10 protein-coding genes are annotated in these 12,652 nt (G+C 73.1%); 6 read left to right on the top strand and 4 right to left on the bottom strand.

Translation table 11 applies throughout. From position 1 onward, the window contains the following. Positions 1 to 29: 29 nt before the first annotated feature. The 6 genes from ACIPAE_RS04790 to ACIPAE_RS04765 all read left to right on the top strand — a co-directional run bounded on the left by ACIPAE_RS04790 (position 30) and on the right by ACIPAE_RS04765 (position 6,419). Positions 30 to 1,247, top strand: coding sequence for a carbohydrate kinase family protein (locus ACIPAE_RS04790; protein WP_402442915.1), 1,218 nt, complete (start codon positions 30 to 32; stop codon positions 1,245 to 1,247). A 103-nt stretch (positions 1,248 to 1,350) separates the two neighbouring features. Continuing rightward, positions 1,351 to 2,436, top strand: a complete 1,086-nt coding sequence (locus ACIPAE_RS04785) for a PhoH family protein (protein WP_329369527.1) — start codon at positions 1,351 to 1,353, stop codon at positions 2,434 to 2,436. Between the two features lie 13 nt (positions 2,437 to 2,449). Continuing rightward, a complete protein-coding gene (gene ybeY, locus ACIPAE_RS04780; protein WP_329369529.1) occupies positions 2,450 to 2,944 on the top strand; it encodes an rRNA maturation RNase YbeY in 495 nt (164 codons plus the stop codon). 19 nt (positions 2,945 to 2,963) lie between these two features. After that, complete coding sequence (locus tag ACIPAE_RS04775) at positions 2,964 to 4,337, top strand: hemolysin family protein (RefSeq protein WP_329369531.1); 1,374 nt, start codon at positions 2,964 to 2,966, stop codon at positions 4,335 to 4,337. A gap of 52 nt (positions 4,338 to 4,389) precedes the next feature. Beyond that, positions 4,390 to 5,007: a MarR family winged helix-turn-helix transcriptional regulator gene (locus tag ACIPAE_RS04770; RefSeq protein ID WP_402442912.1), complete on the top strand. Its 618-nt coding sequence runs from the start codon at positions 4,390 to 4,392 to the stop codon at positions 5,005 to 5,007. Next, positions 5,004 to 6,419: an MFS transporter gene (locus ACIPAE_RS04765; protein ID WP_402442910.1), complete on the top strand. Its 1,416-nt coding sequence runs from the start codon at positions 5,004 to 5,006 to the stop codon at positions 6,417 to 6,419. Before ACIPAE_RS04770 ends, ACIPAE_RS04765 begins: the two co-directional genes overlap by 4 nt. 22 nt (positions 6,420 to 6,441) lie before the next feature. Here the strand turns inward: ACIPAE_RS04765 and ACIPAE_RS04760 are convergent, their stop codons facing one another. The 4 genes from ACIPAE_RS04760 to ACIPAE_RS04745 form a co-directional block, all read right to left on the bottom strand. Then, the gene (locus ACIPAE_RS04760) at positions 6,442 to 7,812 is read right to left on the bottom strand and encodes an MFS transporter (RefSeq protein WP_402442908.1); all 1,371 of its coding nucleotides are present in this window, start codon (positions 7,810 to 7,812) and stop codon (positions 6,442 to 6,444) included. 199 nt (positions 7,813 to 8,011) lie between these two features. Next, positions 8,012 to 10,612: a hypothetical protein gene (locus ACIPAE_RS04755; RefSeq protein WP_402442906.1), complete on the bottom strand. Its 2,601-nt coding sequence runs from the start codon at positions 10,610 to 10,612 to the stop codon at positions 8,012 to 8,014. A 140-nt stretch (positions 10,613 to 10,752) separates the two neighbouring features. Continuing rightward, positions 10,753 to 11,703, bottom strand: coding sequence for a carbohydrate ABC transporter permease (locus ACIPAE_RS04750; RefSeq protein WP_402442905.1), 951 nt, complete (start codon positions 11,701 to 11,703; stop codon positions 10,753 to 10,755). Next, positions 11,700 to 12,644, bottom strand: coding sequence for a carbohydrate ABC transporter permease (locus ACIPAE_RS04745; protein ID WP_402442903.1), 945 nt, complete (start codon positions 12,642 to 12,644; stop codon positions 11,700 to 11,702). The genes ACIPAE_RS04750 and ACIPAE_RS04745 overlap by 4 nt, the downstream gene beginning before the upstream one ends. Between the last annotated feature and the right edge of the window lie 8 nt (positions 12,645 to 12,652).

The following is a 12,652-nucleotide window of genomic DNA, read 5'->3' as shown; positions in this document are numbered from 1 at the left end:
GGTCAGGGGCACCGTGCGACAGTGGGGGGATGGACGATCATCCCGTTCTCGACCCGCTGGGAGGGCTGCGTGCGCCGGGCGACCCGGCGACGGACGTGTACCTGACGGGCACCGTCTTCCTGGACATCATCTTCACCGGACTGGACCGGGCCCCGGTGCGAGGCACGGAGTCCTGGGCGCGCGGCATGGGCTCCAGCCCCGGCGGCATCGCGAACATGGCCACCGCGCTGGCCCGCCTCGGCCTGCGCACGACGCTCGCCGCGGCCTTCGGCGACGACATGTACGGCGACTACTGCTGGGAGTGCCTGCGGGAGGGCGAGGGCATCGACCTCGGGCCGTCCCGGCGGGTCCCCGGCTGGCACTCCCCGGTCACCGTGTCGATGGCGTACGAGGGCGAGCGGACCATGGTCAGCCACGGCCACCGCGCACCGCCTCCGGAGGACGCCGTGCCGACCTGCCCGCCGCCGGCCCGCGCCGCGGTCGCCTCGCTCGGCGCCCGGGAGGCGGGCGAGGAGCGGTACGACTGGATCGCCGGGGCCGCCGCGTCCGGCACGAAGGTCTTCGCCGACGTCGGCTGGGACGAGACCGGCCGCTGGGACCCCGCCGACCTCGCCGGGCTGCGGCACTGCGCCGCGTTCCTGCCGAACGCCGAGGAGGCGGTCCGCTACACGCGGGCCGACGGCCCCCGCGAGGCCGCCCACCGGCTGGCCGAACTCGTACCGCTCGCGGTGGTCACCCTCGGTGCGCAGGGCGCCATCGCGGTGGATTCCGCGACCGGCCAGACCGCGGAGGTGCCCGCGCTGGCGGTGGAGGCGCTGGACCCGACCGGCGCCGGGGACGTCTTCGTGGCCGGCTTCGTCACCGGCACCCTCGCGCAGTGGCCGCTGGCCGACCGGCTGGCGTTCGCCTCGCTGTGCGCGGCGCTGTCCGTGCAGGAGTTCGGCGGGTCGCTGTCCGCGCCCGGCTGGATGGAGATCGCCGGCTGGTGGGAGCAGGCCAAGGCGTTCGCAGGTCAGGCCCCGCACCACCGCGAGGCGGTGTGCCGGTACGGCTTCCTGGAGGACCTGCTGCCGGCGGCCACCCGCCCGTGGCCGCTGCGCCGAGCCGTCCCCACGATCGGCTTCCGCCCGGCGGGCGGCGCGGTCGGCGGCGCGGTCAGCGGATCGGTCAGCGGATCGGTCCCCGGCGCGGTCGGCGGCGCGCCGGGGGGCGCACCCGGCAGCGCGGCCCGAAACGGCGAGCGGTAATCCCCTCTGCCTGCGGCGTTCCGCGTCGTACCCTTGGTACCCCAAGGCCCCCTGGGCCCATCGACCAGCAGAAGGCGGGATGAGCAGGCCCTAGCGCCGGCCCATGACTCAGACACCGACCCAGCAGCAGCCGCAGCAGCCGCATCAGGCGCGCGCGCACTTCGTCGTACCGGCCAAGCACCCCATGGTGACCGTCCTGGGCTCTGGTGACGCTCTTCTCCGCGTGATCGAGCAGGCGTTCCCGGCCGTCGACATCCACGTCAGGGGCAACGAGATCAGCGCGGTCGGCGACGCCGCCGACGTGGCCCTGGTCCAGCGGTTGTTCGACGAGATGATGCTGGTGCTGCGCACCGGCCAGCCCATGACGGAGGACGCCGTCGAGCGCTCGATCGCGATGCTCCGGGCGAACGGGACGTCGGCCGACGGCGAGGCGGAGACGCCCGCCCAGGTCCTCACCCAGAACATCCTCTCCAGCCGCGGCCGCACCATCCGCCCCAAGACGGTCAACCAGAAGCGCTACGTCGACGCGATCGACCGGCACACGATCGTCTTCGGCATCGGCCCGGCCGGCACCGGCAAGACCTACCTGGCGATGGCGAAGGCCGTGCAGGCCCTTCAGGCCAAGCAGGTCAACCGGATCATCCTGACCCGCCCCGCGGTCGAGGCCGGCGAGCGGCTGGGCTTCCTGCCCGGCACCCTGTACGAGAAGATCGACCCGTACCTGCGCCCGCTCTACGACGCGCTGCACGACATGCTGGACCCCGACACCATCCCCCGCCTGATGGCCGCCGGCACCATCGAGGTCGCCCCGCTGGCCTACATGCGCGGCCGAACCCTGAATGACGCGTTCATCATCCTGGACGAGGCGCAGAACACCAGCGCCGAGCAGATGAAGATGTTCCTGACCCGGCTCGGCTTCGACTCGAAGATCGTCATCACCGGCGACATCACGCAGATCGACCTGCCCGGCGGCACCAAGAGCGGGCTGCGCCAGGTGCAGGACATCCTCTTCGACGTGGACGACGTGCACTTCTCCCGGCTCACCAGCACCGACGTGGTCCGCCATAAGCTGGTCGGGCGCATCGTGGACGCCTACGAGCGCTACGACAACGCCCAGGCCGAGGAAGAGTCCGCGCGCGGCCAGGACGCCGGGCGCGGGCGCGGCGGCTCCGGGCCGAAGAGAAAGTAACCACTCCACCATCATGGCGATCGACGTCAACAACGAGTCCGGCTGGGATATCGACGACGAGGCGGTCCTGGACGCCGCCCGTTACGCCCTGCACCGGATGCGCATCCACCCGCTCTCCGAACTGTCGGTGATCGTGGTGGACGCCGCCGCGATGGAGCAACTCCACCTCCAGTGGATGAACCTCCCCGGCCCCACCGATGTCATGTCCTTCCCGATGGACGAACTGCGGCCGGGCAAGGAGGACGACGAACCCGAGCAGGGCCTGCTCGGGGACATCGTGCTCTGCCCGGAGGTGGCGAAGAAGCAGGGCGAGGAGGCGCCGACTAAGCACTCCATGGACGAGGAGCTTCAGTTGCTCACCGTGCACGGCGTGCTCCATCTGCTGGGGTACGACCACGAGGAGCCCGAGGAGAAGGCCGAGATGTTCGGCCTGCAGAAGGCGATCCTGGACGGCTGGCGGGCCGAGCGCGGTGTCGAGGGCCCCTCGCCCGCGCCCACCACCCGCTGACGGCGGCGACTGCACCCTCATGGTCGTCTTCGCCGTACTGCTCGTCATCGTCGCCTGGCTCGCGGCGTGCGCCGAGGCCGGGCTCGCCCGGGTCTCCCGGTTCCGCGCCCAGGACGCGCTGCGCTCCGGCCGGCGCGGGGCCGCGAACCTCGTCGCGGTCGCCTCCGACCCCACCCGCTACCTGAACGTGGCGCTGCTGGTGCGCGTCGCCTGCGAGACGGCCGCGGCCGTCCTGATCACGGTCGTCGCCGACCGGCACTTCGACCGCACCTGGCAGGTGCTGTGCGTCGCGATCGGCGTGATGGTGCTGGTGTCGTACGTGGCGGTCGGGGTCTCGCCGCGCACCATCGGCCGCCAGCACCCGATGAACACCGCGACCGCCGCGTCGTACGTCCTGCTGCCGCTGGCCCGGGTGATGGGGCCGGTGCCGGGGCTGCTGATCCTGCTGGGCAACGCGCTCACGCCCGGCAAGGGCTTCAAGCGCGGGCCGTTCGCGAGCGAGGCGGAGCTGCGGGCGGCCGTGGACCTCGCCGAGTCCGAGTCGCTGATCGAGGACGAGGAGCGCCGGATGGTGCACTCGGTCTTCGAGTTGGGCGACACGATCGTGCGCGAGGTGATGGTGCCGCGTACCGAACTCGTGATGATCGAACGGTTCAAGACGGTCCGTCAGGGGATGACGCTGGCGCTGCGCAGCGGCTTCTCCCGGATTCCGGTGACCGGGGAGAGCGAGGACGACGTGGTCGGCTTCGTCTACCTCAAGGACCTGGCGCGGAGGGTGCACATCAACCGCGACGCCGAGTCCGACCCGGTCTCCTCGCTGATCCGGCCGGCGTTCTTCGTGCCCGACACCAAGAACGCCGGGGACCTGCTGCGCGAGATGCAGCAGCAGCGCAACCACGTCGCGGTCGTGGTCGACGAGTACGGCGGCACCGCCGGCATCGTGACGATCGAGGACATCCTGGAGGAGATCGTCGGGGAGATCACCGACGAGTACGACCGGGAGACGCCGCCGGTGGAGCGGCTGGGCGGCGGCCGGTTCCGGGTCACCGCGCGGCTGGACATCGGCGACCTCGGCGAGCTGTACGGCGTGCCGCTCGACGACGACGACGTGGAGACGGTCGGCGGCCTGCTGGCGAAGGCGCTGGGCCGGGTGCCGATCCCGGGCGCGGTCGCGGTGGTGCCGCTGCCGGTGGACGCGTCGGCGGTCGGACCCGACGGTACGGTCGCGCTGCGGCTGACCGCGGAGACGCAGGCGGGGCGGCGGAACCGGATCGGCACGGTGCTGGTGGAGCCGGTGAGCGGTGCCGAGGCGTCGGGGGCGACGCGGGTCCAGGGCCACCCGGAGCCGGGCGCGGCGGGGCGCGGCGAGGGGGCGCTCGGCGGCGATCGGTAATTTCGACAAGTAAATTCAACAAGTTGCTTGTCGAACTGTTACGGTGGCGGTCATGCGCCCACACGACCCCAACGGCACCCCCGTGCCGGTTTCCGGCGGCACCGCCCCGGCCGGCTCCACGCCCGCCGGCGGCACCGCGGTCGACAGCACGCCGGCAGTCGCCCACCGGCTCAGCGTGGCCATCACCCGCCTCCGCTCGCGCCTGCGGGTGGAGGCGGGGCTGCACGGCACCGGACTGTCGATCTCGCAGCTCGCGGTGCTGGGCAGCGTGGTGCACGACGGTCCGGTCACCGCGGCCTGGCTGGCCACCACCCAGCACGTGAGCCCGCAGTCCATCGCCCAGAACCTGGCCGTACTCAAGGCGGCCGGCCTGGTGCGGGGCCACCGGGACCCGGCCGACGGCCGCAAGACGCTGGTGACCGCCGAGCCGTCCGCCGCGCGCCTGCTGGACACGTTGGAGTCCTCGCGGGAGTCCTTCCTCACCCGGGCCCTGGACGCGCTGGTCCCGGCGGGGGAGCGCGCCGACCTGGAGCGCACGATCGCGCTGCTGGAGCGGCTCGCGGCGGCGGAACTCGACGACACCGAGCCGAAGGGGCCGAAGGGATTGGTAGGTCCGGAGGGACCGGATAGCCCGAAGGACGTGGCGAGCCCGGAGGGTCCGGCGGAATGACGCTCCGAATACGGAAGCAGGCAGCGTCCGCGCCCGCGGGGACGGACGCCGCCGCCCCCTTCGCCTGGCGCTTCGTGACCCCGCTGTACGTGGGCTCCGCGCTCAACCCGGTGAACAGCTCGATCATCGCGACCGCGCTCGTACCCATCTCCACCGCGCTGCACGTGTCCGTCGGCAGCACCGCGGTCCTGGTCTCCAGCCTCTACCTGGCCTGCGCCATCGCCCAGCCCACCGCGGGCAAGCTCGCGGAGGAGTTCGGGCCGCGCCGGGTGTTCCTGGCGGGGATCACGCTGGTGCTGCTCGGCGGGGTGCTCGGCGGTTTCGCCACCGACCTGGCGACGCTCACCGTGGCGCGGGTGCTGATCGGCGTCGGCACGTCCGCGGGCTTCCCCTCGGCGATGGTGCTGATCCGGCGGCGGGCCGCCGCCGCGGGTCTGGCCGAGCCGCCCGGCGCCGTGCTCGGCGGGATCGCGATCGCCGGGATGGCCACCACAGCGGTGGGACCGCCGCTCGGCGGCGTCCTGGTCGGCGCGCTCGGCTGGCACTGGGCGTTCCTGATCAACGTGCCCGTCACCGCCGTCGCGTTCGTGATGACGTTGTGCTGGGTGCCGGCCGACCCGCCCGCCACCGGGCCGCGCCGCGGTGCGCGGCAGATCGCCGCCCGGATCGACCTGCCCGGCATGGTCGGCTTCGGCGGGTTCATGACCGCGCTGATGGTCTTCCTGATGGACCTGCCGGACCTCGACTGGATCGCGCTCGCCGTCGCCGTACTGCTGCTGGGGCCGCTCGTGTGGTGGGAACTGCGCACCCCCACCCCCTTCTTCGACATCCGCGGCCTCGGTGCCAACGCGGCCCTCACCCGGACCTACCTGCGCACCTCACTCACCTTGCTGGGCACCTACACCGTGATGTACGGGCTCACCCAGTGGCTGGAGGCCGGCCGGGGGCTGTCCACCGAGGAGGCGGGGCTGCTGCTCCTGCCGATGGGCGCGCTGTCCGCGCTCGTCTCGCGCCCGCTGTCCCGGCGCAACCTCGTCCGCGGGCCGCTGGTCACCGCCGCGGTCGCCATGCTGGCCGGCTCGCTGGGCATCCTCGCGCTGACCGCGCACAGCCCGGTCGTCCTGGTCGTGGCCGTCACCCTCGTCTTCGGCCTGTGCGTCGGCACCGCCACCGTCAGCAACCAGACCGCGCTCTACACGCAGTCGCCGCCCGAGCAGATCGGTACCGCCTCCGGGCTCTTCCGCACCTTCGGCTACCTCGGCTCCATCGTCTCCGCCACCGTCACCGGGCTCGCCTTCAAGCACGGCGCCACCGACTCCGGGCTGCACGCGGCGGCGATCATCCTCATCGGCGCGGGCGCCGCGGTCCTCGCGATGACCCTTCTGGACCGCGGCCTGACCCGGAAGTCGTAGCCGGTGGCGGCGTGTTCGGGCCTCACGCGGCGCCGCGGGCGGGCTCCGGGGCGTCGGCCGGGGCGTCGGCCGGAGCGGCCGCCGGGTCGGCGGTCGCCGAGGTGCCGCGGGCGGCGCGGGGGAGGAGCAGCGGGGTGGCGAGGACGAGCAGTCCGGCGGCGCCGATCGCCAGGCGCGGTGAGGTGAGGGCCGCCAGCAGGCCCCACAGGGCGGTCATGGCCGCGACGGTGAGGTTGCTGCTGACCGTCCACGCGGACAGCGTGCGGGCGACGCGGTCCGTCGCGGTCTGCTCCAGCCGGTAGGTGGCGAGCACCGGGTTGAACACGCCGATGCAGGTGACCAGGCCGAACTGCACCACGACCACGAGCACGATCCCGGCGATCCCGGGCCGGAGGAACGCCAGCCACAGCGGCCAGCAGGCGCGCAGCGTGCCCGAGACGAGCAGGACGCGGTGTTGCCCGAACCGCGCGACCAGCCGCCGGGACAGCCGTGCCCCGATCAGGCCGCCGAGGCAGGGCAGCGCGAAGGCGAGGCCGTACTGCCAGGGGGCGAAGCCGAGCCGGCCGAGCATGAGGACGGCGAGCAGCGGTTCGGTGGCCAGCAGCAGGGCGCTCATCAGGAGCGTGTTGAGGAAGAGCCGGCGCAGCGTCGGGTGGCCGAGGATGTGCCGCCATCCGTCGAGCAGTTCGGCGGTCCGCGAGCGGGGCGCGGCGCCGCCCTGTGCGGGGACCGGCGTCGTACGGGCCCGCGGGTGCGGCTCGCTGCCGCCGATCGCGCGGACGCCGAGGGCCGACAGCAGGTAGCTGACCGCGTCGGCGACCACGGTCGTCACCGGGCCGAACAGCCCGATCGCGGCGCCGCCGAGCGGCGGTCCGATCACGGTGGCGCTCCATGTGGTCGACTCGAAGCGGCCGTTGGCGACGAGCAGGTGCTCCGGCCGGACCAGCGACTTCAGGTAGGCGCCGCTCGCCGACCGGAACGCGATCTTCGCGGTGGCCACGACGACGGACACGACGAGCAGTTGGGCGAAGCCGAGCCGGCCGCACGCGTAGGCGACGGGGATGCTGATCATCGCGGCGAACCGGACCAGGTCCATCGCGATCATCACCGGCCGCTTGCGGTGGAACTCCACCCACGGGCCGAGCGGCACCGCCGCCACCGCGCCCACGGCGAGCCCGGCGGCCGACAGCGCCGACACCTCGCCCGACCCGGCGTGCAGCACCATGATCGCGAGCAGCGGGAACGCCCCGAAGCCGAAGCCGGTGCCGTAGGCGCTGACCGCGTAGGCCGCCCAGAGCCAGCCGAAGGGCCGCCCGAGCGACCGTGTCCCCGCCGTTCCCGCCGCGCCGGGTGCCGTATCGTCCGCCCTGCCGTCCGCCCTGCTGTCCGTCACGTTCAGCGCACCCCTCGCCATGTCGCCCGTACAACTCCGCGTTGACCGGCGCCATGAAAGCAAGTGCGAGGACGGCAGGGCAAACAACCATCCGTCCGGCGAGCCACAACCGGGAGTTGTGCCTCGATGGCCGAGGTGCCGGGCGTGACCACATGCGGCGCACGCCCGGCGATCATGCGGCGCACGCCCGGCGATCGGCCTACGCCGTACGGACGTTGCGCAGCTCCCCGAACGGCGACACCACCGTCCGCCCGGGACCCGGCAGCGCCGCGCCGCCGCCGGCCGCATCCGCCTCGACCCCGAACAACCCGGCGATCACCGCCTCGGTCACCGCGACGGCGGCCACGCTCTCCCGGTTGGACACCCCGCGCTCGGCGACGCGGTAGCGGCCGTCCGCGGTGGCCTCCATCGCCTGCCCCCACAGCCCGCCCGACGTGGCACGATGGCCGCGCCGCAGCAGGTCCGCCGCGAGGTCGGCCCGCCCGAGCCGGCACAGCCCGTACGCGGTCGCCCCCGGCCAGGCCGCGAAGGCGCCCGCCGCGCCGTGGTCGGGCCGGTCGGACAGCGGCGCGATCGGGTCGGCCGGGTCGAGCGCCCGCATCCAGTCCCCGTCGATCAGCCGGGTCGTCACGAACCGCACCATCTCCGCGCGCCGCGCCGCCGACAGGTCACCGGTCATGTCGGCGGCCACCAGCGCGAAGTCCAGGCAGTGGCCGATGGGTTCGCTGCCCTCCGGGTGCCGGATCAGCCACCGCCCGTCGCCCGCGTAGCCCTCCAGTACCGCGCGGGCCAGCGCGTCGCCGTCCCGCTCGGCGCCGGTCGCCTCCGCGTCCAGGCCGAGCCGGCGCAGCAGCCCACCGAGGGAGCGCAGCATGCCGACGTAGCCGGCGTTGAACGACGTCACCGCATCACGGTAGTTGGGCACACACTCCAGCAACTCCCAGGCGTCCCGGCCCAGATCGACCAGCACCCCTCCGCCGAACGCCGCCGCCCGCGAACGAGGCCGGTAGGCCATCGCCCGCAGATGGTCCAACACGCTGCGCCCGCCGGTGGATTCGGCGAGCAGTCCCAGGTCCCCGGTCACCCCGAGATACGCGGTGGCGGTACGGAACAGCGCGTGGTCGTTCGCGGCGTAGTGGTTGCCGACCGGCAGCAGGTTGCGGGTGTCGAACGAGTGGCAGTGGTCGTACGGCTGGCCGAGCGCCGCCACGATCCATGCCCGCATCCCGGCCGGCTCCAGCAGCGCCGCGGTGCGGGCGAACTCCGACTGGTCCCAGAAGAAGGTCGTGGTCGGCCCGAGCCGGGGCCCGCCGGTCAGGAACACCGGACCGGTCCGCGACACCTGTGTGTTGCGCAGGTACAGCGCCAGCAGCACCCCCAGGTAGTAGGTGCGCGCCAGGTCCGGGTCGGCCGTGACCAGCGCCGGAAGGTGCCCGGAGAACTCCGGGTTGCCCGGCGTGAACGCGTACGCCCAGGTGGCGCGCCACCGCTCGGCGACCTCCGCGAAGGCCGCGTCGAAGCCGGCCGCCGCGCCGTACGCCCGTCGCCGCGCCGCGTCCGCGTCCCGGGCCACGTCCAGCACGAAGCCCACCTCGACCCGCTGCCCGGGCGCGAGCGCGACCTCCCAGCGGGCCACCGCCCGCGCGCCGTCCACGGTCAGTGCGTCCGGCGCGGCCTGGAACGCGTAGCAGGACCGGGCCGGCCCGGCCCCGTCCGTGACCAGCACTCCGCCGCCGGGCAGCGCCTCGGCCGTCCACCGCTGCCCGCCCCACCACGGCGCCGTACGCCCCGCCGCGGCGCCGTCGACCAGCAGCGTCGCGCCCTGCTCCGACAGCCGCACGCCCACCGCGTGCCAGGACCCGAGCGGCAGCGGCTCTTCGGCCAGCACCAGCTCCCCGCCGATCCGCAGCGTCAACCGCCCTTCATCGAAGCCCAGTTGAGCCGAGTCCGGATGGTTGCCGTGGGTGGCGACCACCCCGCTCACCCCGGGCTGGTCCACGCGCACCTCCAACTGCAGTGCGTCGCCCGCGCCGAGCGCCACCGGTCCGACCCGCAGGTCGGTGCCGGCCCGCACGGTGTACGCGGCCACGCCGTCGCCGATCGCCGTGCGTACCCCGTTGCTCCGCTCGACCGCCAACTGCCGTACCAGGCAGGGCGCGCCGGGAGCCCGCACCCGGCCGGAGTCCGGCGCGGAGTGGTCCGGCAGCTCCGACTCCAGCAGCATCGGCGCGGTGTCCTCGTCCCGTTGGATGCCGGGGATGCGCGGCGAGCCGAGCCGTATCCAGCGCTCGCCGTGCGGGAGGAGCTGCACCTGCCGGGGTCTTTCGGCCGTCACCTCCGCGCGCAGCCGCTCGGTGGCGTAGAAGTCGTGGTGGTGGCCGGAGTTCCACGGAGTTCCGTACAGCCAGCCCCAGTCGACCTCGGAGTGCGCGAACATCGCCAGCATCTCCTGCTCGACGACCGTCCGCACCGGCTCCGCCGAGTCGTTGCGCAGCGTGATCCGCCACAGCACGCGGCTGCGCTCGTACGCCATCCGCACGTCGGTCTCGACGGTCAACGGCCCCTGCTCGGCGGCGCGTTGGACGCCCCAGGGGGACCAGCGCATCCGCTGCGCGGCGAGCGGGCGGCCGTCCACCCGCAGGACCCCGGTGTGGTAGCCGCCGCTGTAGGGCGGGAACGCCACCCACGACAGCGACGCCAGGTCCGCGTTGACGTGCGCCTGGCCCCACTGGTTGCGCAGCGACGGCAGATGGGCCAGCTCCTCGACCGGCAGCCACCCGCCGGCCAGGTCGTCCAGCACCGGCACTCCTTCGGGCCGGTCAGGACCGCCCTCCGTCGGAACCGGAACCGCGGCCGGAACCGCGGCCGGAACCGCGGCCGGAACAGGGCCCGGCTCGGGGCCAGGGCCCGCCGCCACCCCCAAGCCGCCCGGCGCCGCGCTCACTTGGTCGATCCCGAGGTCAGACCGGCGATGAACTGCTTCTGCAGGGTGAGGTACCCGACGACCGGGATCACCCCGGCGAGGAACATGATGCCGAACAACTGGCCGTAATCCATCTGGAACTGCCCCACGGAGAGATAGAGACCGGTGGTGATGGTCTGGCCCTGGAGCGGGCCGAGGATGAACTGCGGGTTGAGGAAGTCGTTCCAGATCCACAGCGAGAGGAAGATGGTCACGGTCGCGGTGGCCGGCCGCACCAGCGGCATCACGATGGTCCACCAGATCCGCAGCCCGCCGGCGCCGTCCAGCCGGGCCGCCTCCACCACCTCGTCCGGCACCGCCCGCATGAAGCCGACGTAGACGAACACCGCGAACGAGAAGTAGCCGCCGCCCAGATTGGACAGGATCAGCCCCGGATAGCTGTGGTCCAGGCCGAGGAAGGTCAGGATGCGGATGGTCGGCAGCAGCACCACCTGCGGCGGGATCATCAGCCCCGCGGCCAGCACCGCCAGCACCGCCGCGCGGGTGCGGGTCCGCCGCCGGGAGACGTAGAAGCTGAACGCCGAGCCCAGCGGGATCAGCAGCAGCACCGAACACACCACCACGATCACCGAGTTGCGCAGTCCGTGCTGGAGGAGGTGGTCCGGCCGGCTGAGCGCGGTGTGCAGATTGCCCAGCGTCGGGTGGAGCGGAGGCGTCGCCGGACCGGCGACGATGTCGCCCTCCTTCTTGAACGCGTTGACGATCGTCAGGTAGATCGGGCTGACGAACACCAGCACCACGATCACCGCGAGCGTGAGCCGGGCCGGGCTCAGCCGGCTGCGGCGCGACCTGCCCGGCCGGCCAGGCCGCCGCGACCGGCGCGGCATCGGGGCCGCGGCCCGGCGCGGACGCGGACGCGGACGCGAACCGGTCCGGTCGGGTGCGGTGGGGACGGCGTGCACGGTCACAGGTCGACCTCCCTGCGGCGCAGGATGCTCGTGACGGACAGGGCGATCACCGCGGACAGCGCCAGCAGGAACATCGCGATGGCGGAGGCGTAGCCGAACCGGTCGGAGGTGAACGCCATCTTCACGATGTACTGCGCCGTGGACTGGGTGGCGTCGGCGGGGCCGCCGGAGGTGAGCACCTGGATGACGTCGTACAGCTTCAGCACCGTGATCAGCGAGATCGTCACGCTGATCGTGGTCGCCGGGGCGACCATCCGCAGCGTGATCATGCGGAACTGCTGGCGGGAGCTGGCGCCGTCGATCGACCCCGCGTCGTACAGCTCGCGCGGGATGTTCTGCAGCGCCGCGAGGTAGACGACGGTGGTGAAGCCGGACAGCACCCACGCCACCACGATCCCCACCGACAGCTGCGCCAGGTGCGGCGTGCCCAGCCAGTCCACCGGCCGGTGCACCACGTGGGTGCGCTGGAGCAGGTCGTTGAGCAGGCCGTCCTCGGTGAGGATCGTCTTCCACACGAAGCCGACGATCACCCCCGAGATCACCTGCGGCAGGAACGCGATGGTGCGCAGCACCCGGTAGCTCAACTCGGTCCGGTCCAGCAGCATCGCGAAGGCGAGGCCGACCACGTTGGCCACGACCGTCACGCCGACCGCCAGCGCGAGCGTGAACAGCACGCTGTCGCGCAACTGGCTGTCGTGCAGCATCTCGGAGTAGTTGGCGAGGCCGATCCAGTGGCTGCCGGACCTGAGCGGGTTCTCGTCGGTGAAGCTGCTGCGCAGGCTCATGAAGACCGGCACGACGATGAAGACCAGGTAGAGCAGCAGACCCAGCGCGGCGATCAGCCGCAGACCGAGGTCCTCGGTGGTGTCGCGCAACCAGTGCGAGAGGTGCGGGAAGCGCGAGCTGTTCGGGAAGCGCGAGGCGTCCGAGAGCGGCTGCACTGCTGTTC

Source organism: Streptomyces sp. NPDC087270, assembly GCF_044744625.1.
In the GTDB taxonomy this organism is placed as follows: Bacteria; Actinomycetota; Actinomycetes; order Streptomycetales; family Streptomycetaceae; genus Actinacidiphila.
Note: the sequence above shows the minus strand (reverse complement) of the source record. Positions and strands in the feature narration are given on the sequence as shown.

Coding starts and splice junctions, on each gene's coding strand:
- ACIPAE_RS04790 (WP_402442915.1), top strand. CDS start 30: ATGGACGATCATCCCGTTCTCGACCCGCTGGGAGGGCTGCGTGCGCCG.
- ACIPAE_RS04785 (WP_329369527.1), top strand. CDS start 1,351: ATGACTCAGACACCGACCCAGCAGCAGCCGCAGCAGCCGCATCAGGCG.
- ybeY (WP_329369529.1), top strand. CDS start 2,450: ATGGCGATCGACGTCAACAACGAGTCCGGCTGGGATATCGACGACGAG.
- ACIPAE_RS04775 (WP_329369531.1), top strand. CDS start 2,964: ATGGTCGTCTTCGCCGTACTGCTCGTCATCGTCGCCTGGCTCGCGGCG.
- ACIPAE_RS04770 (WP_402442912.1), top strand. CDS start 4,390: ATGCGCCCACACGACCCCAACGGCACCCCCGTGCCGGTTTCCGGCGGC.
- ACIPAE_RS04765 (WP_402442910.1), top strand. CDS start 5,004: ATGACGCTCCGAATACGGAAGCAGGCAGCGTCCGCGCCCGCGGGGACG.